Annotated in this window: 23 protein-coding genes, 2 pseudogenes and 1 CRISPR repeat array; of the genes and pseudogenes, 21 read left to right on the top strand and 4 right to left on the bottom strand. The window is 41.3% G+C overall.

The features are described 5' to 3' along the window. Positions 1-22: 22 nt before the first annotated feature. The 18 genes and pseudogenes from cas5c to L1271_RS15255 all read left to right on the top strand — a co-directional run bounded on the left by cas5c (position 23) and on the right by L1271_RS15255 (position 14,492). On the top strand, positions 23-727 hold the full coding sequence (cas5c, locus tag L1271_RS15335) for a type I-C CRISPR-associated protein Cas5c (RefSeq protein ID WP_235368213.1): 705 nt from the start codon (positions 23-25) through the stop codon (positions 725-727). Beyond that, the gene (gene cas8c / locus L1271_RS15330; RefSeq protein WP_235368212.1) at positions 724-2,691 is read left to right on the top strand and encodes a type I-C CRISPR-associated protein Cas8c/Csd1; all 1,968 of its coding nucleotides are present in this window, start codon (positions 724-726) and stop codon (positions 2,689-2,691) included. Before cas5c ends, cas8c begins: the two co-directional genes overlap by 4 nt. A gap of 16 nt (positions 2,692-2,707) precedes the next feature. After that, positions 2,708-3,577, top strand: coding sequence for a type I-C CRISPR-associated protein Cas7/Csd2 (cas7c, locus tag L1271_RS15325; protein WP_235368211.1), 870 nt, complete (start codon positions 2,708-2,710; stop codon positions 3,575-3,577). Then, on the top strand, positions 3,577-4,200 hold the full coding sequence (gene cas4, locus L1271_RS15320; RefSeq protein WP_193521657.1) for a CRISPR-associated protein Cas4: 624 nt from the start codon (positions 3,577-3,579) through the stop codon (positions 4,198-4,200). Before cas7c ends, cas4 begins: the two co-directional genes overlap by 1 nt. After that, positions 4,197-5,228 (top strand): type I-C CRISPR-associated endonuclease Cas1c, encoded by a 1,032-nt coding sequence (gene cas1c / locus L1271_RS15315; protein WP_010603690.1) that lies wholly within the window; start codon positions 4,197-4,199, stop codon positions 5,226-5,228. Before cas4 ends, cas1c begins: the two co-directional genes overlap by 4 nt. 12 nt (positions 5,229-5,240) lie before the next feature. Further along, the gene (cas2, locus tag L1271_RS15310; protein ID WP_010603689.1) at positions 5,241-5,534 is read left to right on the top strand and encodes a CRISPR-associated endonuclease Cas2; all 294 of its coding nucleotides are present in this window, start codon (positions 5,241-5,243) and stop codon (positions 5,532-5,534) included. A 176-nt stretch (positions 5,535-5,710) separates the two neighbouring features. Further along, positions 5,711-6,663: direct repeats of the CRISPR family, unit length 32 nt; unit sequence GTCGCGCCTCCCGCAGGCGCGTGGATTGAAAC. 317 nt (positions 6,664-6,980) lie between these two features. Beyond that, positions 6,981-7,856, top strand: a complete 876-nt coding sequence (locus tag L1271_RS15305; RefSeq protein WP_235368210.1) for a helix-turn-helix domain-containing protein — start codon at positions 6,981-6,983, stop codon at positions 7,854-7,856. Positions 7,857-8,127: 271 nt separating this feature from the next. After that, positions 8,128-8,400, top strand: a pseudogene (locus L1271_RS15300) (helix-turn-helix domain-containing protein); the annotation flags it as partial. Beyond that, complete coding sequence (locus L1271_RS15295; RefSeq protein ID WP_235368209.1) at positions 8,399-8,551, top strand: hypothetical protein; 153 nt, start codon at positions 8,399-8,401, stop codon at positions 8,549-8,551. The pseudogene L1271_RS15300 and the gene L1271_RS15295, both read left to right, overlap by 2 nt. Before the next feature lie 8 nt (positions 8,552-8,559). Then, positions 8,560-9,180 (top strand): hypothetical protein, encoded by a 621-nt coding sequence (locus L1271_RS15290; RefSeq protein WP_235368208.1) that lies wholly within the window; start codon positions 8,560-8,562, stop codon positions 9,178-9,180. 224 nt (positions 9,181-9,404) lie between these two features. After that, positions 9,405-10,268 carry a helix-turn-helix domain-containing protein gene (locus L1271_RS15285; RefSeq protein WP_235368207.1) on the top strand — a complete coding sequence of 288 codons (864 nt, stop codon included), beginning with the start codon at positions 9,405-9,407 and terminating at the stop codon, positions 10,266-10,268. Between the two features lie 46 nt (positions 10,269-10,314). After that, positions 10,315-11,178 carry a helix-turn-helix domain-containing protein gene (locus L1271_RS15280; RefSeq protein ID WP_045988337.1) on the top strand — a complete coding sequence of 288 codons (864 nt, stop codon included), beginning with the start codon at positions 10,315-10,317 and terminating at the stop codon, positions 11,176-11,178. Positions 11,179-11,219: 41 nt separating this feature from the next. Continuing rightward, complete coding sequence (locus L1271_RS15275) at positions 11,220-12,086, top strand: helix-turn-helix domain-containing protein (protein WP_010603681.1); 867 nt, start codon at positions 11,220-11,222, stop codon at positions 12,084-12,086. A 364-nt stretch (positions 12,087-12,450) separates the two neighbouring features. Next, on the top strand, positions 12,451-12,705 hold the full coding sequence (locus L1271_RS15270) for a type II toxin-antitoxin system Phd/YefM family antitoxin (protein ID WP_005526636.1): 255 nt from the start codon (positions 12,451-12,453) through the stop codon (positions 12,703-12,705). Beyond that, the gene (locus L1271_RS15265; RefSeq protein ID WP_235368206.1) at positions 12,698-12,967 is read left to right on the top strand and encodes a Txe/YoeB family addiction module toxin; all 270 of its coding nucleotides are present in this window, start codon (positions 12,698-12,700) and stop codon (positions 12,965-12,967) included. The genes L1271_RS15270 and L1271_RS15265 overlap by 8 nt, the downstream gene beginning before the upstream one ends. A 17-nt stretch (positions 12,968-12,984) precedes the next feature. Further along, positions 12,985-13,146, top strand: a pseudogene (locus tag L1271_RS24940) (transposase); the annotation flags it as partial. Between the two features lie 194 nt (positions 13,147-13,340). Next, positions 13,341-13,751 carry a WapI family immunity protein gene (locus L1271_RS15260; RefSeq protein ID WP_235368205.1) on the top strand — a complete coding sequence of 137 codons (411 nt, stop codon included), beginning with the start codon at positions 13,341-13,343 and terminating at the stop codon, positions 13,749-13,751. Positions 13,752-14,000: 249 nt separating this feature from the next. Beyond that, a complete protein-coding gene (locus L1271_RS15255; RefSeq protein ID WP_010603675.1) occupies positions 14,001-14,492 on the top strand; it encodes a DUF7000 family protein in 492 nt (163 codons plus the stop codon). A gap of 166 nt (positions 14,493-14,658) precedes the next feature. On the opposite strand, the gene L1271_RS15250 is transcribed toward L1271_RS15255, so the two are convergent. Then, positions 14,659-14,892 (bottom strand): hypothetical protein, encoded by a 234-nt coding sequence (locus L1271_RS15250; RefSeq protein ID WP_010369844.1) that lies wholly within the window; start codon positions 14,890-14,892, stop codon positions 14,659-14,661. A gap of 88 nt (positions 14,893-14,980) precedes the next feature. After that, the gene (locus tag L1271_RS15245) at positions 14,981-15,880 is read right to left on the bottom strand and encodes a LysR family transcriptional regulator (RefSeq protein ID WP_010603674.1); all 900 of its coding nucleotides are present in this window, start codon (positions 15,878-15,880) and stop codon (positions 14,981-14,983) included. A 110-nt stretch (positions 15,881-15,990) separates the two neighbouring features. Between L1271_RS15245 and L1271_RS15240 the strand changes: the two genes are divergently transcribed. Both L1271_RS15240 and L1271_RS15235 read left to right on the top strand, forming a co-directional pair. Continuing rightward, positions 15,991-16,854: a type 1 glutamine amidotransferase domain-containing protein gene (locus L1271_RS15240; RefSeq protein ID WP_235368204.1), complete on the top strand. Its 864-nt coding sequence runs from the start codon at positions 15,991-15,993 to the stop codon at positions 16,852-16,854. A 10-nt stretch (positions 16,855-16,864) separates the two neighbouring features. Next, positions 16,865-18,019 (top strand): iron-containing alcohol dehydrogenase, encoded by a 1,155-nt coding sequence (locus L1271_RS15235; protein WP_235368203.1) that lies wholly within the window; start codon positions 16,865-16,867, stop codon positions 18,017-18,019. Between the two features lie 88 nt (positions 18,020-18,107). Here L1271_RS15235 and L1271_RS15230 read toward each other — a convergent pair whose 3' ends face one another. After that, entirely contained in the window at positions 18,108-18,932 is an 825-nt protein-coding gene (locus L1271_RS15230; protein ID WP_010603671.1) for a hypothetical protein, read from the bottom strand. Between the two features lie 551 nt (positions 18,933-19,483). Here L1271_RS15230 and rsgA point away from each other — a divergent pair. Beyond that, positions 19,484-20,527 carry a ribosome small subunit-dependent GTPase A gene (gene rsgA / locus L1271_RS15225; protein ID WP_235368202.1) on the top strand — a complete coding sequence of 348 codons (1,044 nt, stop codon included), beginning with the start codon at positions 19,484-19,486 and terminating at the stop codon, positions 20,525-20,527. Between the two features lie 174 nt (positions 20,528-20,701). On the opposite strand, the gene L1271_RS15220 is transcribed toward rsgA, so the two are convergent. Beyond that, positions 20,702-21,457: a hypothetical protein gene (locus tag L1271_RS15220; RefSeq protein ID WP_235368201.1), complete on the bottom strand. Its 756-nt coding sequence runs from the start codon at positions 21,455-21,457 to the stop codon at positions 20,702-20,704. Positions 21,458-21,535: the final 78 nt, after the last annotated feature.

The following is a 21,535-nucleotide window of genomic DNA, read 5'->3' as shown; positions in this document are numbered from 1 at the left end:
TGTTTTTAACAAGGAGAGCCATGTGAAAAACAGTATTAGTTTTAGATTATGGGGCCGGTATGCATTATTTACCGACCCTATAACGAAAGTAGGGGGTGAAAAGTGTACCTATCATATTCCCACCTACGAGGCGATTAAAGGAGTTTTAAAATCAATATACTGGAAGCCAACACTCGTTTGGCACGTTGATAAAGTCAGAGTGATAAAACCACTTCGCACCCAAACTAAAGGTACAAAACCCCTGAACTGGGGCGGTGGTAACACACTCGCATACTATACCTTTTTACACGATGTCGAATACCAAATTGAAGCCCATTTTGAATGGAATGAACATCGACCAGAATTGGCGAAAGACCGCATAGGCGGTAAGCATTTCGCTATTGCGAAACGCATGCTTGAAAAAGGCGGGCGACAAGATATCTTTCTAGGCACGCGCGATTGCCAAGGATATGTTGAACCTTGTGTATTTGGTGAAGGCGAAGGCGCTTACGACGACCTTGACCAGTTGGATTTTGGCTTAATGTTTCACAGTTTTGGCTACCCAGATGAAACTGGCAACAACGAACTAATTAGTCGGTTTTGGCATGGTGTAATGAAATACGGGGTAATTGAATATCCTCATGTCACAGCGTGCCCAGTAACACGTCATGTAAGAAAAATGAGCGCAAAAAGTTTTGAGCTTGAACAAAATGTGCAAAGTGTTGAGCAAACGGAGAGTTGCCTATGACATGGTTAACAACGCTCTACAAAAGCTACGATGAGCTTGAAAAACTCAATGACACCTTGGCATTTGAACAACAAGTAATGCCAATTTGTCATACCCTGCAAAATGCGCATATTCATATTGTAATTAACAATCAAGGAGAATTTATTCGCGCTGAAGTGCTTGAAAAAGCACAAGTAGTTTTGCCTGCCACTGAACAATCAGCGGGGCGTAGTAGTGGTTTATGTGCTCATGCATTGGCCGACAAAGTTCAATATATTGCGAAAGACTATGCTGATTTTGGTGGCATTAAAAAGTCTGGTTTTGAGCTTTATAAAACGCAATTAAAAGCGTGGTGTGACTCGGAGCATAGCCATCCCGCTGTAATTGCTGTGTATCAATATATCGCCAAAGGCTCTGTGGTTGCAGATTTAATCGCCGAAAAAGTGCTGCATGCACAAGATGGGCAATTGCTTACAAAGTGGCATGATGAGGGTGAAACCCCAGCGTTACTAAAAATTCTACCAAAAGAAAAAGGCTTATTTGATCAAGGCTCTGCGCTTGTATGTTGGAGCGTTGAAATACCCGGCGATCCACAATCGAAAACTTGGCTTGACCCAAGTATTCAACAAAGTTGGATTGCATTTGATAGCCAAAATGGCGATAGCACTGCTTTGTGTTATGCCACAGGCGAAGACAAGCTTGTTGCTAGCAATCACCCCGCAAAAATTCGCCACAGCGGTGATAAAGCGAAACTAATTTCAGCGAACGATAAGAGCGGTTATACCTTCCGAGGTCGCTTTTTATCCAATGAAGAAGCGTGCAATATTAGCTTTGAGGTGACACAAAAAGCGCACAATGCTCTGCGCTGCTTGCTCACAAAACAGAGTGTGTTTAGAAATGGCGACCAAGTTTATTTAGCATGGGCGGTATCAGGTAAAGAGGTGCCCAATGTTACTGAGCCCGACTTTACTAATTTGGCCAGTTTATTAGAAAAAGCCAATAGTATTGATCACACTCAAGATCTAGGTCGCGCATACGCTAATCAGCTAAAACTTTACTTTAACGGTATAAAAACTAAAAACCAGCTGGACGACAACGAACAAATTGCACTGTTAGGACTAGATTCAGCCACACCCGGGCGGATGGGCATTTTGTATTACCGCGAAACCATCGCCAAAGAGTTTTTGGCGCGATTAGAGCAATGGCATCTCGATCTTGGCTGGCAACAAAGAGTCAAAATCAATGAGCAGTGGCAATGGGTTAACAGTGCGCCGAGTTTATACCGAGTGCTTGATGGCGTATACGGCGATGTACTTAAATCAGCCGATACCTTGAAGAAAAACCTCATTACCCGTTTGTACCCTTGTATCGTTGAGGGTAGACCTATACCGAAAGACATTATGCAAAGCGCGTTTCACCGTGCAGTTAATCGAGTCGCCTATAAATCAGATCAAACTTGGCTGTGGTTACAAAATTTAGGCATTGCCTGCTCACTGATCAAAGGGTTTTATACCCGCACAACCAATTCAACTATTCAAAAGGAATACCCAATGGCATTACAAGAAGACAATGCCAGTCGCGACTATTTGTTTGGTCGTTTACTGGCGGTAGCAAATAAGGTTGAAAAAATAGCGCTCTCAAGTAGCGAAGCAAACCGTTTAACAACGGCTGAGCGATTTATGACGCAATTTGTTAATAGGCCATCATCAACTTGGCTAAATATCAGTAATGCCCTAGTGCCTTACCAGCAAAGGTTATTCAACAACTATCAAGGGTATGACAAAGCAACAAAAGCTTTAATTAGCCAAATAACCGACATGTTTGAGCCCGCAGATTTTACCTCAAACCAAAAGCTAAGCCCTGAGTTTTTGTTAGGCTTTCACAATCAAATGATGTGGCTAGAAACCCATAAAGTCGAAAAAGGCCAATGGGTTAAAAAAGTTACTGCTGAGCAAACCACAGAATCACTAGAAGAAACAGTTTAAGAAAAGGAACATCACTATGTCATTACAAAATAAAATCGACTTTGCATTAATTTTTAACGTATTAAACGCCAACCCAAATGGTGATCCACTTAATGGCAACCGCCCACGTACAGACTATGACGGCTTTGGTGAAATTACTGATGTGTGTTTAAAGCGCAAAATTCGCGACCGTTTGCAAGAAGCGGGTGAGAGTATTTTTGTTCAATCGGATGAAAAGAAAACAGATGGTATGACAAGCCTACGCAATCGTGCTGAATCAGACGAATTTGGCCTTGGAAAAGACGCATTCAACAGTAAAAAAACAGCGCCAATTGAAGCAGCTAAATTATGCTGTGAAAAATGGTTTGATGTACGTGCATTTGGTCAAGTGTTTGCGTTTAAAGGCACAGGCTCTGATGGGGTTTCAATTCCAATCCGTGGTCCGGTAACTATTCAAAGCGCTTTTAGCATCGAGCCAGTAAGCATTACCAGCACACAAATTACCAAGAGTGTTAGTGGCGAAGGGGATGGTACTAAAAAGTCTTCAGATACTATGGGTATGAAACACCGAGTAGATAAAGCAATCTATGTTGCCTTCGGAGCCATGACCCCACAACTGGCTGATAAAACAGGATTCAGTAATGAAGATGCCGACAAAATTAAAAATGTATTAGTAAAACTTTTTGAAGGTGACGCGTCATCGGCACGCCCAGAAGGCTCTATGGGGATCTCACACCTTGTCTGGTGGCAACACAATTCTAAGTCTGGTCAATATTCTTCAGCAAAAGTACACCAAACCCTTCGCGAGCATATTGACCAGGGTTTACCGCTTGAAACCTCGGCACTTAATGATTCACTGATATCTTCGCTAGATGGATTGAAGCCGGAAGTAGTAGAAGGCTTCTAATGCTAGAAGCTCGCTTAGTCAACATCTCTGCTTTACAGCACTTTGCTTTTTGTCAGCGCCAGTGTGCACTGATCCACCTCGAGCAAGTATGGCAAGAAAATTACCTTACCGCACATGGTCGGCAGTTGCACGAGCGGGTAGACAATGGCGAGCCAGAAACGCGCAAAGGTGTGCGTTTTGAACGTGGCGTAGTAGTTTCTGCGCCACAACTAGGCTTAACAGGCAAACTCGATTTGCTAGAACACCATAAAGCTAGTAATCAATTTATACCCGTTGAATACAAACGTGGTAAGCCAAAAACTAATGATATAGACCAAGTGCAACTCTGTGCGCAAGCACTGTGCATTGAAGAGATGCTTAACGTTGAAGTGAAACAGGGCGCGCTGTGGTATTGGCAAACACGAAAACGTATTGAGATTGAATTTGATCAATCATTACGCGCTCAAACCCATGCACTTATTACGCAAGTGCAGAAACTATTCAAGCTTGGCAAAACTCCATCACCGACAACAGGCAAACACTGTAAAGCTTGCTCACTTATTGATATTTGCCAACCAAATTTAACAGAACATGATGGTTCTAATCGTTACATAGCAGAATTATTCAACATGGAGGCTGAATGAAAAAACTGCAAAATTCACTTTATATCACCAAAGATGGTGTGTATTTGCATAAACAACGCGAAACCTTGTTGATTGAGCAAAAAGTAGCTGGCGAAAAGCAAAAGTTGATGCAGCTCCCAATCCATTCCATTGGCAGTATATTTTGCTTTGGTAATATCATGGTTTCGCCGCAGCTGCTCGGTTTTTGTGGTGAGAACGGCACACACTTGGCTTTTTTCGATATGCATGGTCGATTTTTAGCAAATGTAGTAGGTAAACAAACTGGTAATGTATTGCTGCGTAGGCAGCAGTTTAATGTCGACGAGTTAACCGCAAACGAACTAGCAAAACATATTGTGGCCGCAAAAATTCGTTCATCACGTATGTTGCTATTGCGTTTTAGACGCAATCACACAGCGACACCACAAATCGAAAAGGCCATAGAGCGCTTAAAACAAATTATTGAGCAACTTAAAGGCGTGACTGCTTACGACACAATTTTAGGGCTAGAAGGTGAAGCCGCATCACATTATTTCGCCGCGTTTGCTGATATGTTTAAAGGTAATGGTAATAAACAGCTATTTGATAAGCGCACGCGCAGGCCACCTAAAGATCCAGTCAATGCCGTGATTTCCTTACTCTATTCAGTGCTTGGGCAAGAAGTTAGTGGCGCATTGCAAGGCGTAGGGCTTGATCCACAAGTAGGTTTTTTACATAAAGAAAGACCCGGCAGAAACAGTTTAGCACTTGACCTCTTAGAAGAATTTAGAGCCTATATAGTCGATAGTATCGTACTAAAACTCTTTAATAACCAAACCCTAACGATTAAAGACTTTGAAACGGACTGTGTAGGTGGAGTCACAATAAAGGATGATGCGCGTAAGCAAGTGTTTCAAGCATATCAGGCTAAAAAACAAGAAGAGTTAATGCATCCATTTTTAAAAGAGAAAGTGCAAATTGGTTTACTTCCTCATATACAAGCTATGCTATTGGCGCGACACCTGCGAGGAGATCTTGATTATTACCCTCCTTTTGTCATTAAAAAATAAGGAGTTTTATCAATGATGGTATTAGTAACATACGATGTATCATTTACTAGTGAAGATGGACAAAAGCGACTTCGACAATTGGCTAAAGTATGTCTAGATTATGGTATGCGTGTGCAGTATTCAGTATTTGAATGTGAGATAGACTCAACGCAATGGCTGATTTTTAAAGACAAACTTTTGTCTATTTATGATCCTAAAGTAGACAGTCTACGCTTCTATAAGCTTGGCAGAAACTGGCAAAACAAAGTTGAGCACCATGGTGCTAAAGTTGCCCTCGATATATTCAGAGATACCTTAATTTTATAATCGCTAGGGTGTAGTTCTCATGAAAACCCCAGTGATCTAGCGATTTTATAAGTTCTTTAAAAATATAGATAAATTTACTTTTTGACTAAGTATTGCAAGCGAACGGCTTTTGTTTGCACAAAGTTAGCGGGAAATAATGCATTATGTTAGTGTAAGCGTGCCTTTGAAATAAGGCAGTCGCGCCTCCCGCAGGCGCGTGGATTGAAACTGATTTTATTATCGAGTAACTTTTATTTACTGGGTCGCGCCTCCCGCAGGCGCGTGGATTGAAACATGGAGAATAGAATCTGTTACTTGGTTTTTCATTGGTCGCGCCTCCCGCAGGCGCGTGGATTGAAACTGATATGTCAGTCCACCGTCTGAGCTTTGATAAAGTCGCGCCTCCCGCAGGCGCGTGGATTGAAACATCAAAATGATGGAGGCGCTGTCTCAGGTTAACTCGTCGCGCCTCCCGCAGGCGCGTGGATTGAAACAGAAAACAAGGTGGCCTTGGCTTTTGATAAGCACGTCGCGCCTCCCGCAGGCGCGTGGATTGAAACTTCATAATGAACAATAATCTTATCGTCTTTGAAGTCGCGCCTCCCGCAGGCGCGTGGATTGAAACTGCATATTGCCTAAGCAACATGCCCACTTGGGCAGTCGCGCCTCCCGCAGGCGCGTGGATTGAAACTTTCAATTTGAGTTTTGGGTAAACCGACTAAACCGTCGCGCCTCCCGCAGGCGCGTGGATTGAAACCTTCTATACGTTCTCAGGCCGATACCGAGCTTTAGTCGCGCCTCCCGCAGGCGCGTGGATTGAAACTTGTGCAGCCATCATTGCATCTTCAACTGATATGTCGCGCCTCCCGCAGGCGCGTGGATTGAAACCTTAATATGGAGATGGAGCGTGTAGGTATTTTTGTCGCGCCTCCCGCAGGCGCGTGGATTGAAACACTAAAAGCGAACACGCCCGCACTTGGGGTAAGGTCGCGCCTCCCGCAGGCGCGTGGATTGAAACAAAGTAACTGGCTATGTAACCGTAAACGCGAGGCGTCGCGCCTCCTGCAGGCGCGTGGATTGAAACTGAGGAAAGAGAAATGAGCGCAACTGATACTGCCGTCGCGCCTCCCGCGGGCGCGTGGATTGAAGCTGAGAATGACGTGATACCAATCCCAGCAATAACGTCGAACCTCCGCGTAGGAGCTGGTTTACCCAGCGATCTTTTTAAAACGCCGGCTGCGGATTACTCAGGGCTATGAGGGGCATACCCTCAATAAGGTTTGTCTTTAAAGAGCGGTTAAACGTGAAAAACGATGAAAATGTTTTAAATTACGTAAAGTTGGTGAAGTATTGAGTGCTTTATTGTTTTTTCATTGCAATTTATCGAGAGAAGCTTGTCTTTATATTTAACTAAATGTAATGTTTGGGTTAATTTCAAGGGAGCTAACGTAAAACAATGGTGGACAGATGCAAACGCCAGAGGAATATGAGGTAAGCCAGCGGATAGGTAGGTTAATACTTGGGTTAAAGCGTACCAGAGGTATGACCCGAGAAGATGTCTGTAAACGTTTAGGTATAGGCTCGCGCACGTTAGACAATTACTTAAACGGAGTGAGCTCATTTAAACTTGGGACATTGTTAAAGTTTGCGGATCTTTGCAAGGTAAAGCTGGCTGATATTTTGGATGATACCGAGGCGCTGAAGCGCTTGTATCCTGAGAATATTAAAGACAAAGGCAATATCTTTTTGCTATTTACAGGCTATTTTGTCGGCGTTATGGTGCTTGAATTTACCTTATTTGCTTTTCTTATTTTGTTATCGTTTTATGCGCGTAATGACAAGAATAGTCAGAGCATTGTTGCAATTTTTATATTTGCTTTTTCGTTAGAAATCGTTGTTGCATACTGGTTGAATTATGTCGTCTTCCCAGCTATTGAAAGCTATTACATTGAAAATATCTATGCTTTTGCAACTCAACTTTTACTGAGTTTACTGCTGGCGCTAATGATCAAATACAGAATGTTTTTAGGTGCGTGGTTTACCAAAGGGAATTCAGCCAGCATTTTTGAGAAGAACCAAGTAGATGCGCCGCTTTATGCACTCGCATGTACGTTAGCTTTGATTGATTTTGCGGCATTGATGGAAAACTTTATCCGTAACTTAGAGCGTTTAGGAATAAGTGAAGAAGTTGCCAAACCATTTTGGGAGCTAGCCTTTATTTATAATTACTTTGCTTATATCAAGGCCGTGCCTTATCTGCTCTGCATGTTTGTTTTATACGCAGGAATAACAGCGCGTCGTAAGCAGGTTTTAAATAAAGCAAATGCTGCGCCTACACAATAATGTGAAGATTTTCCCATAAAAATAGAAAAGTTTGTGTGTTTTTAATTATTGATTTTAATGGTCTGCAAAATAACAAATAAGCAGGTGTAGTAAGGGTTGCTTAAATCGATTGATACCAAAAATTCAAATATAATGATAAGTTTGTTTCTGTTTTGGGTTGTTTTGCGAGTGTGCACCTAAAAATAGTACTGTCATCTACTTGTCTTTATATTTAACTGGATGTAAACTTTTGGTTAATTTGGTTGGGGTGATTGAGAGATATGGTGGGGCGATGCAGACGCCAGAAGAATACGAGGTAAGCCAACGTATCGGCCGATTGATACGAGGGCTAAAGCGCAAAAAAGGGATGACCCGAGAAGAGGTTAGCCGGCGTTTAGGTGTGGGTGACAGGACCCTTGATAACTATTTAAATGGCTCTAGCTCCTTTAAGCTTGGGACATTGCTTCGGTTTGCTGAAATCTGTAAAGTAAAGTTATCAGATATTTTAGAAGATACAGATAAGCTCTCTGGCCTGTATGGAGAAAAAAGTGAGGAAAAGAACAATGAAGGCTGCACAGAAAAAGCCAATAAAAATAGCCCTTAGTCGTTCATTGTGCAATCAAGTTTATGGCGGGGTTGGTACCGGAACTGGTGGAGGACCTCGACTTGAAAAGGCTGATGCGGAAGAAGCGTCTGCAAAACAATCTGGTAAATAAGGTGCAGTATGAAGAGTTTATTTAATTTGGCTGTATTGACGAGTATATTGGCCGCTGTTTTCGTCATGATTATGAGCGCACCTTTAATTGAGATTGTAATGTCTGCAATGCTTGTCATTCTGGTGTTTTTAGCTAGATCTGATACCAATAGTCAATTGTTAACATTATGCTTTGCTATAGTATTTGTTTTATCATCAATTGCTATGTTTGTGCTTCAAACGGTCATTTTCCCAGCAGTCGAAAGCTACTTTATTGAAAATATCTATGCATTCTCAATTCAGTTATCACTCAGTTTACTTTTATTGTTTTTATTAAAGCACCGTATGACTATTGCGGTTATTCTAACCAGAGGCCGGTCTCCTACTGTTTTTGAGAAAAATCATGCAGAAGGGCCGTTATATTTGTTAGTTATTTTATTAGCGCTTGTGGATTTTTTTGCATTAATGGAGAACTTTCTCCGGAATTTAGATCGAATGGGTGTGAATGAGGAAAGCGCAAAGGTGTTCTGGGAAGTGACATTCTTTTACGATTATTTTGCATATTTGAAAGCTGTCCCAATGTTATTGTGCGTACTTCTTTTATATGTAGGCCTGGTCGTTAGGACAAAGAGGCAACCAATCCAAAATTAGCTAAATCTTATGTAAACGCAGTAGCTTTCGAATACTGCGTTTCAATTTTATATTGCAAACACCTGCCACAGTTAGAAAGCATGAGCATTTTATTCTCCTAGTTATGTTTCAACCTCAATACCTATGCTGCTCTCATCTATTTAGAACATGTACTTGTCTTTATATTAAACAAAATGTAATGTTTGGGTTAATTTGGTGTTTTGATTAAAGGGAAAAACGGGGCGATGCAAACGCCAGAAGAGTACGAAGTAAGCCAGCGCATAGGGTTGCTAATAAAAGGTCTAAAGCATAAACGCGGGATGTCTCGAGAAGACATATGTCGCCACCTCGGGATTGGCATGCGAACGCTAGACAACTATCTTAATGGCGTTAGTTCCTTCAAGCTTGGCACGTTAATGAAGTTTGCCGATCTCTGCAGAGTTAAACTCGCCGATATTTTAGACGATACCGAAGCGCTCTCACGACTATATCCAGACAATATGAAGGACAAAGGCAGTATTCTTACATTGCTTTTCGGCTTAGGTACAACCGCTATGCTGTTCGAGTCGGTTTTCTTGCTTTTATTAATTGGACTGCTTTGCTATTCATATAAGGACAAAAACAGTCAATGCATGGTCGCAATTTTTGTCACTGTTTATATATTAACGAATGTAGCTAACTACTGGCTGCATTTTGTTCTTTTTCCCGTGGTTACTAATGTCTTCTATCAAAATATTTATGCTTTCTCAATTAATTTGTCTTTAAGCTTACTTTTATTCATTTTACTTAAATATAGAATGAAATTTGCTGTATTTATCACGCGAGGCAAGTCTGAAGATGTCTTCGAGAAAAACCCTATCGAGGCACCTCTGTGCTTCCTAGCAATGATGATAGCGCTCATTGATTTTTGCGCATTGATGGAAAATTTTATTCGCAACTTAGAGCATATCGGTATGGATGAAGATTTCGCTAAAACATTCTGGGAATTAACTTTCTTTTATGATTATTACGAATACATTAAAGCCCCGCCGATCTTACTCAGTTTAGTACTCCTCTATGCAGGAATACTCGCACGGAAAAGAAATACGCAGCAGCCCCAAAGCGCGTAGTAATAAGTCGATAAGTAAATCATGGAAATAGAAGGATAGTGAGGCGATGCAAACGCCAGAAGAGTACGAAGTAAGCCAGCGCATAGGACTGCTAATAAAAGGTCTAAAGCATAAACGCGGGATGTCGCGAGAAGACATATGCCGCCACCTCGGGATTGGCATGCGAACGCTAGACAACTATCTTAATGGCGTTAGTTCTTTTAAGCTTGGTACGTTAATGAAGTTTGCCGATCTCTGCAGAGTTAAACTCGCCGATATTTTAGATGATACCGAAGCGCTCTCGCGACTATATCCAGACAATATGAAGGACAAGGGCAGTATTCTAGCCTTGCTAATGACTACGGTAGTAAGTGCTACAGTTTTTGAGCCGATCACCTGTATTTTACTTTTTGTCTTAGTTTATTTATGTAAAGAAGATCAAAATAGCTTATCGCTAACTTTGATTTTTGCAGTTGTGCTTTCACTAGATGCAGTAATGGTATTTTACTTAAAAAATATTGTTTTCCCTGTGGTTGAAAGCTATTACATCGAGAATATTTATGCTTACGGTGGACAGTTAATCTCAAGCCTACTGCTGTTATTTCTGCTCAAGTACCGAATGGCACTTTCAGTTTTTTTCACACGTGGTAAATCAGCCTCGGTATTCGAGAAAAATTACGTGGAAGGACCATTGTATTTCTTGGCTTTAACGTTAGTGCTTATAGACTTCTTTGCATTGATGGAAAACTTTCTTCGTAATTTAGATCGCCTAGGTATGGATGAGGAAGCGTCTAAAATATTCTGGGAAGTTACGTTCTTTTTTGACCACTTTGCGTATCTAAAAGCTTTTCCGACACTATTGTGCATTACTCTGTTATATATTGGATTGCTTGCACGTAAGAAGAGCCGCCAGCAGCTATCACACTTTTAATAACAATAGATTAATTATTAGATTCAGGAAACGGTAGGTCGATGCAAACGCCAGAAGAGTATGAAGTAAGCCAGCGCATAGGACTGCTAATAAAAGGTCTAAAGCATAAACGCGGGATGTCTCGAGAAGATATATGTCGCCACCTCGGGATTGGCATGCGAACGCTAGACAACTATCTCAATGGTGTTAGCTCTTTTAAGCTTGGTACGTTAATGAAGTTTGCTGACTTATGTAGAGTTAAACTCGCTGATATTTTGGATGATACCGAAGCGCTCTCACGACTGTATCCAGACAATATGAAGGACAAGGGCAGTATTCTTACGCTTATCTTGGGATCGGCTTTTGGCGTCGTTATTTTTGAGTCCACTTTATTTATCTTATTGTTAGTCTTGTTCTTTTACTCTTACAAAGACAAAAATAGTCAGCTGTTGACGCTTTGCTTTGTAGTAGTATTTTTGTGTTCAACGGTAGCTGTTTATGCGCTGGTAAATGTTATTTTCCCAATTCTTGATAGTGGATATCATAAGAATATCTGTGCGTTCACCATTCAATTTTCGCTCAGCCTTTTATTACTCTTTTTACTAAAACATCGGATGGCTTTTGCGGTGTTGCTTACCCGAGGAAAAAGTGCCTCAGTGTTTGAAAAAAACTATGCGGAGGGGCCATTACATTTCTTAGTTTTGACCTTAGCGTTAATAGATTTTTTTGCCTTGATGGAGAACTTCCTGCGCAATCTGGAGCATTTAGGTATAAACGAAGAAACCGCAAAGGTGTTCTGGGAAGTAACCTTTTTTTATGACTATTTTGCTTACTTAAAATCAGTGCCTATGTTGCTGTGTGTCGCGGTACTTTATATCGGTTATATCGCACGTAATCAAGTATCAAGATCGGCTGAACATGTTGAGTAACAATGGTAGTATCTGATGTCGATTATACTGATTTTTCGTTTATGAGTTGCTGCTATAGTTTGGTCTCCTCAACCCTTTGATGCAAATTAGTGGTGGGTGTCAGCGATTTGATTCTGTATAAGCCCGCGAGGGGGGGCTTTCAATTCACAGATCCAAGAATGCCTAGCTTCTTAAAGATGGCTTTGAATGCTGATGATGACGTAATGTAACAAGCCATCACACTCGGAAATTTCACTTACTCCGCTCCCAAAATTCCGGTGAGCGGAGTGTTGGTTACCTTATCAATATTACATGCTCAACTTACTGTACAAGTAGAATGGTGAAGACTATACTTGTTCCATTAAATGTACATGTAGAGGTTCTTATGAGAATTGTATCTTTTACTGAAGCTAGAAATGGTCTTAAAGCTGTTCTAGACGGTGTAGTTAATGACGCAGATACAACAGTCATTACACGTCGTGACTCTGAGGATGCTGTGGTTATGTCTTTAGATTACTACAATAGCCTTATGGAGACTGTCCACTTACTACGCTCTCCTCAAAACGCTGAACACTTAAATCGTTCGATTGCACAGTACCGTGCTGGTAAAACAACAGCACGAGAGTTAATTGATGAGTAGTAGTCAACGTTTACTGTTGTGGACTGATGACGCTTGGGATGACTATCTGTATTGGCAAACTCAAGACAAGAAAACACTCAAGCGCATCAACAAACTCATCAATGATGTTAAGTGCTCCCCATTTGAGGGCATCGGTAAACCAGAGCCGTTGAAAGAGAGTTTATCTGGTTTTTGGTCTCGTCGTATTGATGACACTAACAGGCTTGTTTATGCAGTTGATGATCAAGCGATAACGATAATTTCGTGTCGTTACCACTACTAAATTAGAGGCGGCGATAATACAGCAAGCGACTTAGGTGTATCGAACCTGTGTTCGGCAACATCATAGTGAATAAAGGAATGAATAAACTCACATTACGAGGGTAAGGGAAAGTGAATGCGCAATGGAAATTGTATTGCTTGGTGCATAATCTAGAAAAGTTGCAAAAAATAATACACTAAGAAGTGTAGCTCATTTTAAACCTCAAAAAGCCACAGAGACCAGCCTTATAGCCTCATAAAACACAGTAAAAAAATGACAGTGACGTTTAGAGTAAACGATTGAATCAAATAAAGAACTCGGCTAAGGTTGATACCACTATGCAAAATGTATTAAAAACGAGCAATTCTACAGGCTCGTTAGGCATTCCTAAAGTATGAAGATAAATTTAAGTGATAGCCATAAATTAGAAATCGTTGTATTGAGCCGAGGAGCGGATGAGTACGACTATGATTACAATCTTCGGCTAACTTTGAGCTCTAGCGGGTTCACTTTTACAAAGGACGTATGGGCTGATGGAAGTGAAGTACAGGAATTCATAAAAAATATTGAATCATTAAAAAGTACATTAAAGGGCGAAGCTAAACTAATTTCTGAAAGCCCTGATGAATTGGAGTTGCTAATAAAACCAGTTGATGCCCTTGGCCATTTTGTTCTAAAAATCGAACTTGGAAACCAGTTTATGATAGGGAAAGAGTGGTTTTGGTCGAAGTACATCGATGCATTTTCTCTAGAGGCTGCAGCATTAGAATTGGTTTGTGATGAGCTCTTAGAAAATTTGGTATAAGAATGCCTAAGGATGGATTGGTGATACCCATCACTAATTGCATTGACGTTAGGAAAATGAAGGCTTGAAATTTGTGGTGGGTGTCATTGATTTTTGCTTCTTGATTTTTGAGCTTGGGATATATGAAGCGTCATTCGACTTTGATTGTTTGATATGATATTAGCAATCTAATGATGACTCAGGCTCCTTGCAATGCTAGCTTCGTGTGTGGGTCATTTTGCTATGTGCCTGAAAAACTCAGAGGACAACATGTCTAATAAAAGTCTTCGTGCTCGAATTCCAGCCTATAAAATGGCATTTGCAAGTGGCGAACTGCAGAGAACCTATAAGGATCTCGTCTCTATTGTTCAAAGTCTCAGAGCTGAATTCAGTAAGCAGTATAAAGGCCAGTTTACAGTCGCAAACGTGTTACACGGATATATTGACTTTACATACTTTTATCTGCAAAACGATTACCTTAAAAAACACAAGCTCAAATTGGCAGTTGTGTTGAACCATCAAGAAGTGCAATTCGAACTTTGGCTCCTTGGGCAAACAAAGGATGTTCAGATTGATTATTGGGCAAAGTTACAGGGGGTTAGGTGGGTGGATCAAGATGTTATGCCTGAGTGGTCAATCTTTGAAATTTTAATGCTTGCTGACCCTGATTTCGATAATGTAAAAGCGCTATCTGAGCGGATCCACGGTGTGTTTGCAGAACTGTCCGAGGAAATCTTTACTACATTGAAGGTGTACCAATAGTACACCTAACACACATAAATTTTCGCAGGTTATCCGCGTCGTAAAGTATGTGCAGCTAATTTCTTTTCAAACTTTAAATCTGTTTAACTCTATTTCTAGCGAAAAAAAGAGTGCTAGTAGTAGCACTCTTGTCAATGCAAAACTCAACAGCAATAACCCGTAGTTGCTAGTCCATGCTTGGGGCGCTGGAATATACCAACTCAATTAGGTTATTCATCGTTCTTGATTTTTGCATATAAGCCTTTTCCATATGGGCAAGCTCTTGTAATTCAAATAAGGTCGTTTCTACGAGTGCCAGCCATTTTTCTGTGGTGTCTGGTACCGCTTCACTTTGCTTTGTTGCTTTTTTTAGTGCGTCGTAATAAATAGTTAAGTCACGATATTGGCTTTGATAGTCCATTGATGCTCCAACCCGTCTCTTTTAATTTACAGCAAGGTAACAGGAATTCTCAGCAGAAATCTGCGGAAAATAATTTTTTTACAACTTTTTAATTCGAAAGATAATTAATATTAGCAAAGGCGGAGATCACATCTTTTGCGAAAGCAATGCGTGGGTGTTTTAACGCGCCCTTTTTCCATACTAGATAGATATTGTTTTCAGGGCCTACAGGGCCAAGTTGGATCAGTTCACCTGCTTTTATGAGATCTCGGCAGAGATAATCGGGGAGGACGGAGTAACCTATTCCAGAGCGAATGATGTTAGCAATTGCTCTAATGTCTGGGCAAATAGCGATGACATTAGAGTTGCAGCCCGCATTAAATACACGATCAAAGTATTGTCTAACCAAAGGCAAGTCTTGATCGTACGTGACGACGTTATAACTAGAGAGTAAGTCGGCGGTAATATCGCTGTCTTGAATTTCTCTGCCCTCTAAACGGTTCATCACTAGCCACAATTGCTCTTTGTCTAGAACTAAATAGTCAAAGCTTGTGGGATCTGGCGCAGAGGCGGCAATGGCGATGTCGGCGGTGTCGTTTATTAGTGCGTCGAAAATGTTAATTTTATTGCCAATATGAAGTACCACGTTAATGTTGCCCGCTTGCAATAAGTTGGCGATTTGTGGACCGGAGACAAAGCTTAAATACTCCGCGGGGCCAGCAATATTTAGTGTGCCAAACACCGCGTTGGAGCGCGCTCGAATTGAGGTGATCTTCTGCTCTAAAATATCGATATGACCAGACACCTGCAGCGCTAAGTCATGTGCTGTTGGCGTTGGCTTTACCCCTCTTGCTTGGCGTTCAAACAGGGCTTTTCCTACGACCGCTTCCATGGTTTGAATATGTGCCGTGACAGCTGGCTGCGACATCCCCAAGTTGGCCGCTGCTTTGGTGATATTTTTGCAGCGGTATACTTCCACAAAGGTTTTTAGTTGGGTGAGATGAGACATAAATTACTTGAGCCATAAATATTCTGATTGCTCCTACCAATTTATCCGAATTCTCCTGTGTCCGCAAATCGCCTAAACTCGTCGATATTGAACTGGTATGAGGAGCCGGGATGAAAAAGAGTATACTGAATACGATGGTGTGGGTGTCATCGTTATTGGGTGCAACACATGTGCTTAGCGCTCATGCAAGTGAAGGTGAAGTATTAGTGTTACTTTCGAGCGAAACCTCTATGGAACTTGCCAGTGGTGAGACAATAGAAACAGGTTATTACCTCAATGAGTTTGGGATACCTGCAAAGGCTTTAGTGGATGCTGGATATAAACTGATATTAGCAACACCAAAAGGCAATGCCCCTGCTGTTGATCAAAAATCAGTGTCGGTTAATTACTTCGGCGGTGATGAGACTAAATTACAAAGCATCAAAAAATTTATTGCTAACCTGCCAGATATTAATGATACCGCAAGTTTTAGCGAGATCCTTGCTGCGGGGCTAGACGAATTTGATGCGGTATTTATTCCAGGCGGACACGCACCGTTAATTGATTTGGCGAATAATCCGCAGGTGGGTGAAATTTTGCGCCATTTTAACCGCGAGAATAAACCAACAGCCGCGATTTGCCACGGCCCAATTACGTTGCTGTCGGCACAAAGTGAACCAAAAGCGTATTATAAGAGTTTAACAACACAATCACCTGTTCAAGCGAAAAACTGGATTTATGACGGATATCAAATGACGATATTTTCGAACCCAGAAGAACAGGTATTTGAAAGCACGTTAAATGGCGAAAAGCTCAACTTTTACCCAGCAGCAGCTATGTCTCAGGCTGGAGGAAAAATGCAGTTTGCAAATGCATGGCAGCCAAAAGTGGTTGTTGATAGAGAGCTAATTACAGGGCAAAACCCGTTTTCAGACACATTACTAGCAGAAAAGCTGCTAGAAATGTTAGCGGAAGAACCGAATATTAAACAGTAAGGAATTGAGCATGCTTAATTTTGTATTTAAAAATCAAACCGAAATTCTTTTTGGTAAAGGCCAAATGAGTGAAATCACCTCACGATTACCAGAGGCTGCAAAGGTGTTGCTACTGTACGGCGGCGGCTCGATTAAAAATAATGGTGTATACGACCAAGCAATGAATGCATTGACAGATGTTGAGGTTGTGGAATTTGGTGGTGTGGAGCCAAACCCAACATATGAAACGCTAATGCAAGCGGTCGCGACGGCAAAGCAAAATAATGTGAATTTTATTCTTGCGGTTGGCGGCGGCAGCGTTATCGACGGCGCAAAGTTTGTGGCGGCAGCCGTGAATTTTGACGGTGAGCCTTGGGACATTTTGGTAAAGGGCGCAAGCTTTAGCAATCCATTACCGATTGGTGCTGTGCTCACTTTACCTGCTACAGGCTCTGAGAGTAACGGCAACTCAGTGGTTACAAAAAAGGCAACTTCGCAAAAGCGTGCGTTTTCGTCACCAACTGTGAAGCCGCAGTTTGCGGTACTTGACCCAGAATACACCTATTCACTGCCGCCTCGCCAAGTGAGTAATGGGGTAGTGGATGCGTTTGTTCACGTGATTGAGCAGTATTTAACTTATTCAGTAAATGCGCCACTGCAAGACAGATTTGCAGAAGGTATTTTACAAACGCTTATCAGCGAAGGGCCAAAGGCGTTAAGCGAGCCTAACAATTATGATGTAAGAGCAAACGTTATGTGGTCTGCAACTATGGCGCTAAATGGCCTTATTGGTCAAGGCGTGCCACAGGATTGGTCAACCCATATGATTGGTCACGAGCTAACGGCATTGTATAACCTTGACCACGCGCAAACGCTTGCGATTGTATTACCTGCGGTGATGTATGTGCAACGAGACAAAAAAGCCGAGAAAATCAAGCAACTTGGTGAGCGTGTATTTGGTATTACAGCCGCAGACGAAGCGCAGCAAATTGACCAAACAATAAAAGCAGTTCAAGACTTTTTTGAGTCGATGGCGGTGCAAACCCGTTTAACTGATTATCAATTAGACGAAAAAGCAGTACAAGAAGTTATCGCTAATCTAGAAAAGAACGGCATGACGGCACTAGGTGAGCACGGCGATATTGATTTAGCGAAGGCGAAAGAGATTTTAATGCTGGCGTTGTAAAGCAAGTAATCAGTGGCAATGTGTTACCCTTTGATAACAAAAGTAAGATGGTTTAGAGGTAACTAAACCATCTTACTCCATTGGCTTTCTATAGGCTTCTTAGTTGATCAATAACAGCCTGAATTTTGTTAAATTTGGTTTGCCTGTATTCTGTTTCAGCTTGGGATTTTTTGCGATTCCAGTATTCAACATCATCTGGATATTGTGGCTCTACCACGTACGATGCTAAATAGTTACCATACGGGTCTTTAAGCCAGCATTTATATTCAACGATTTGAGAATAAGGGTCAGGTGCTTCACAGCCGCTTCTAAGTGGCAAGTCCGCCTGCTTTTTCTGTGCCAGCATTATGCTTAACTGATCCGCTAGATTTTTAGCTGCGGTAACGACGGTTGTTTTTGGCACCATGCCAGCCAAATAACGCTCAGTATACACTGCCACTACAACCGATGCTGCTAAGGCATAGGTGTCTGCAAGGTAGAAAAAGTCATCATTGTAGCTACTATTTAAAGCTCGGTGATTTATCAGATCGTTAGCTTTTAGTAATAATCCACCAAGTAATACAGGGTCTTCTCCATTGTATTTTACGGTATCGCCATAGTGTTTTAAGCTTGCTTCAACGCTTCTAAACTCAGAAAGAAAGTCGAACTCCGCATCACGTACAATTTCTTCTCTAACGCGCTCTTGTATTGCCTGCAGGCTCTCTTCGCTCAGCATAACGTATTGTGGCCCACCAGAACCAAATACAGCATCAGCTAAAAGTGAACCAAACCCCGATAGTAATTTACTTTTTACTTTATCTAAAATCTGCTCACCGATTGTCGCGGTTTTTTCTTCTTGTTCAGTAGCACCAACAGTAAATGTTGCACTACATAACGCTAAGCTTACTACTGCGGCGATTGAATGAAATTTCATAGAAATAATCCTTTTATATTAGAAAGTATGTTTTTATAGACCTTAGCACCCACAACCCACATCAAATACAGGCTTTTTACCCTAGCTTTAGAATTGTTATGCTTACTGCTTTTGGATTGGTTTGATTTATAAACTTAGTTCCAAAGGCTGGGTCTTACCTATGTTAGGTGAGTTGTGTTAAAAAAAGATTAAATAAACGATGTTTTCTTTTACGATGTGGCTAAATTGGAAGGTGTTATTAGTTTGAAAACATTTTTCATACTGCAAATGGCTTAGTCCGGATATCGCAAAATACGTAGTTTACCTAGCTTATCTTCAGTGCTACTCTACGGTGGTATTCAAAAAAAGTTTAAGGAGAATTTGATGATTGTTTTATTGAGCCACCCGGTAAAAGTTGTAGCTAGGTGTGATTAGTAGACTTTAACTTTCGTCTTTTCTAAATTTTTTACTCCTTTTACCCGGTGTGATGCCTAATGGGCTTATCCGGGGTCAATGATATTCATTAACCCTGCTTGATTTTTGCAGTCTTTCTGCATTTTTGAGATTTTATAATGAATACATCTTATTCGCCAACACAGCTTGGTTGGCAAGCATTTTTTCAACAGCAACTGACACTAACAGAACTAGAATCATCAAATCTTGGCCGCGTGATAGCGCACCACAGAAGTAATTATTTAATCCAGTTGCAATCACGACAAATTTCTTTAGCTACTCATGTTTCACTGCCTAGTATGACGGTTGGTGATTGGGTTTTGTTGGATGAAAATTATCAATTTATTAGGCTATTATCCCGCAAATCGGTTATTTCAAGGAAAGCTGCGGGCAGTAAAGTCGCGGAGCAATTGATAGCTGCAAATATCGATAGCCTGTTTATTGTTTGCTCGCTAAATCAGGATTTTAATCTAAACCGGATCGAACGTTACTTAGCACTGGCTAACGAAGCTCAAGTGGAGCCAATTGTTGTTTTGACCAAGAAGGATTTGGTCGATTGTTGGCAACAGCAAGTACAACTCGTTCAGGAGTTGGATCCATTTTTGACAGTCGAAGTGATAAATGCGTTGGAGCCGAGCTCCGTTGAGTGCCTAAAAGCTTGGTGTAGCGAGGGCAAAACGTTGTCATTTGTAGGCTCATCAGGTGTGGGTAAGTCCAGCTTGGTGAACACGCTGTTAGAGTGTAAAGAGCAGCTCACCGGTTCAATCCGTGAAGATGATGCAAAAGGGCGGCACACGACAACCTCTCGCTCGTTACATTTTATGGACAATGGCTCAGTGTTGCTCGATACACCAGGAATGAGGGAGATCCAACTAGCCGATTGCCAACAAGGGATCAGTAAAACATTTGCAGAAATTGAAGTGTTAGAAAGCGCTTGCCGCTTCAGTGATTGCTCACATCAAAATGAGCCCGGATGTGCTGTTCAGCAAGCGATAGAGAGTGGCGAACTTGAAGTTAGGCGCTTCAACAACTTCATAAAACTAAGAAGTGAACATCAAAGAAACAACGCCAGCCTAAAAGATAAGAGAGACAAGGAAAGAGCACTTGCAAAGAAATATCGTTTTGTACAAAGCGATACTAGAAGACTAAAAAAGGGCTACTGAGCAGTAATTGCTAGTTCTGTTTATCTTAAACCAAAGTGGACTCGCTCCACTTTGGTTTTTGCTTTTCTACGCTAAAGTACGGCTAAAGCGAAAGCGGCTAAAAAGACACCCATTTAAATTTAGAAGAAACAGGGTGAGGCATTTAACGCTGTGACTACTCAAAAGCTATGTAAACTAAAAAGTAAACTCTAGACCTTTAATAACCCTTGATTGGATACCCCTAATTAAACTATTGTCTTTAAGTGCACCAGAAAAGCTGCCTGTTCTAACCCTCTGAACTTCCATGTCAAATTCACATGGTTTTGAAGTTGCAATCTGCTCTAGATCTATGAGGCTAGCGCTTTTTGCATTGAATGTATTGCTTGTCGAGTTTCCAAACTGTGTTGAGAAAGAGCCTGTCACTAACCCGCCCGTATTATTCGGGCATGCATAGTTAACGATAAGAGATGTCTCACTCGCTAAGTCTATTCCATCAATATGAATTTCAATATCTTCATCATATCGAAAAGTTTTCTCTGCTTCGGGGGTAAGTATCAGGAAGCCTAAGGGAAGCTCAACTGACGCTGAAGCATTTTCTTCCTTCTTCCGATTTAACTGGATAGTATATAGGCTGTTACCAGTTACAACAGAGGATCTGCCCTCGTAATCAATATCTAGAATGTCAGTATCTTTAATCAATTGGATCGTCTGACCATTTACGATCGCTCTTAGTGTATCGCCTTCGCTTAAATTTACATTAGAGCCGAACGAGTCCCCAACATTTAACTCGGCCACAATTCGGGCTCTTTCTCCATTTGAATTTATTGATATATCCGCACTAATTGCGTTTGTTTTCAACAGATCAGATTCTGTTTCAGATGTGCAGGCCGTGAGAAATGTGCTGATACTGGCTACTGTTATAGGTAGTAGATAAAGTTTGGATGGTTTCATTTTTTACCCGTGATTCATTTAAAAACAGATTCTCCAATTTAGAAACATAGATTGCAAGTTAAAAAATGTAATGGGATT

It is taken from the genome of Pseudoalteromonas sp. OF5H-5 (genome assembly GCF_021530695.1).
Lineage (GTDB): Bacteria > Pseudomonadota > Gammaproteobacteria > Enterobacterales > Alteromonadaceae > Pseudoalteromonas.
The sequence above is the reverse complement of the archived record's forward strand: the minus strand, read 5'-3'. Positions and strand labels throughout refer to the sequence as shown.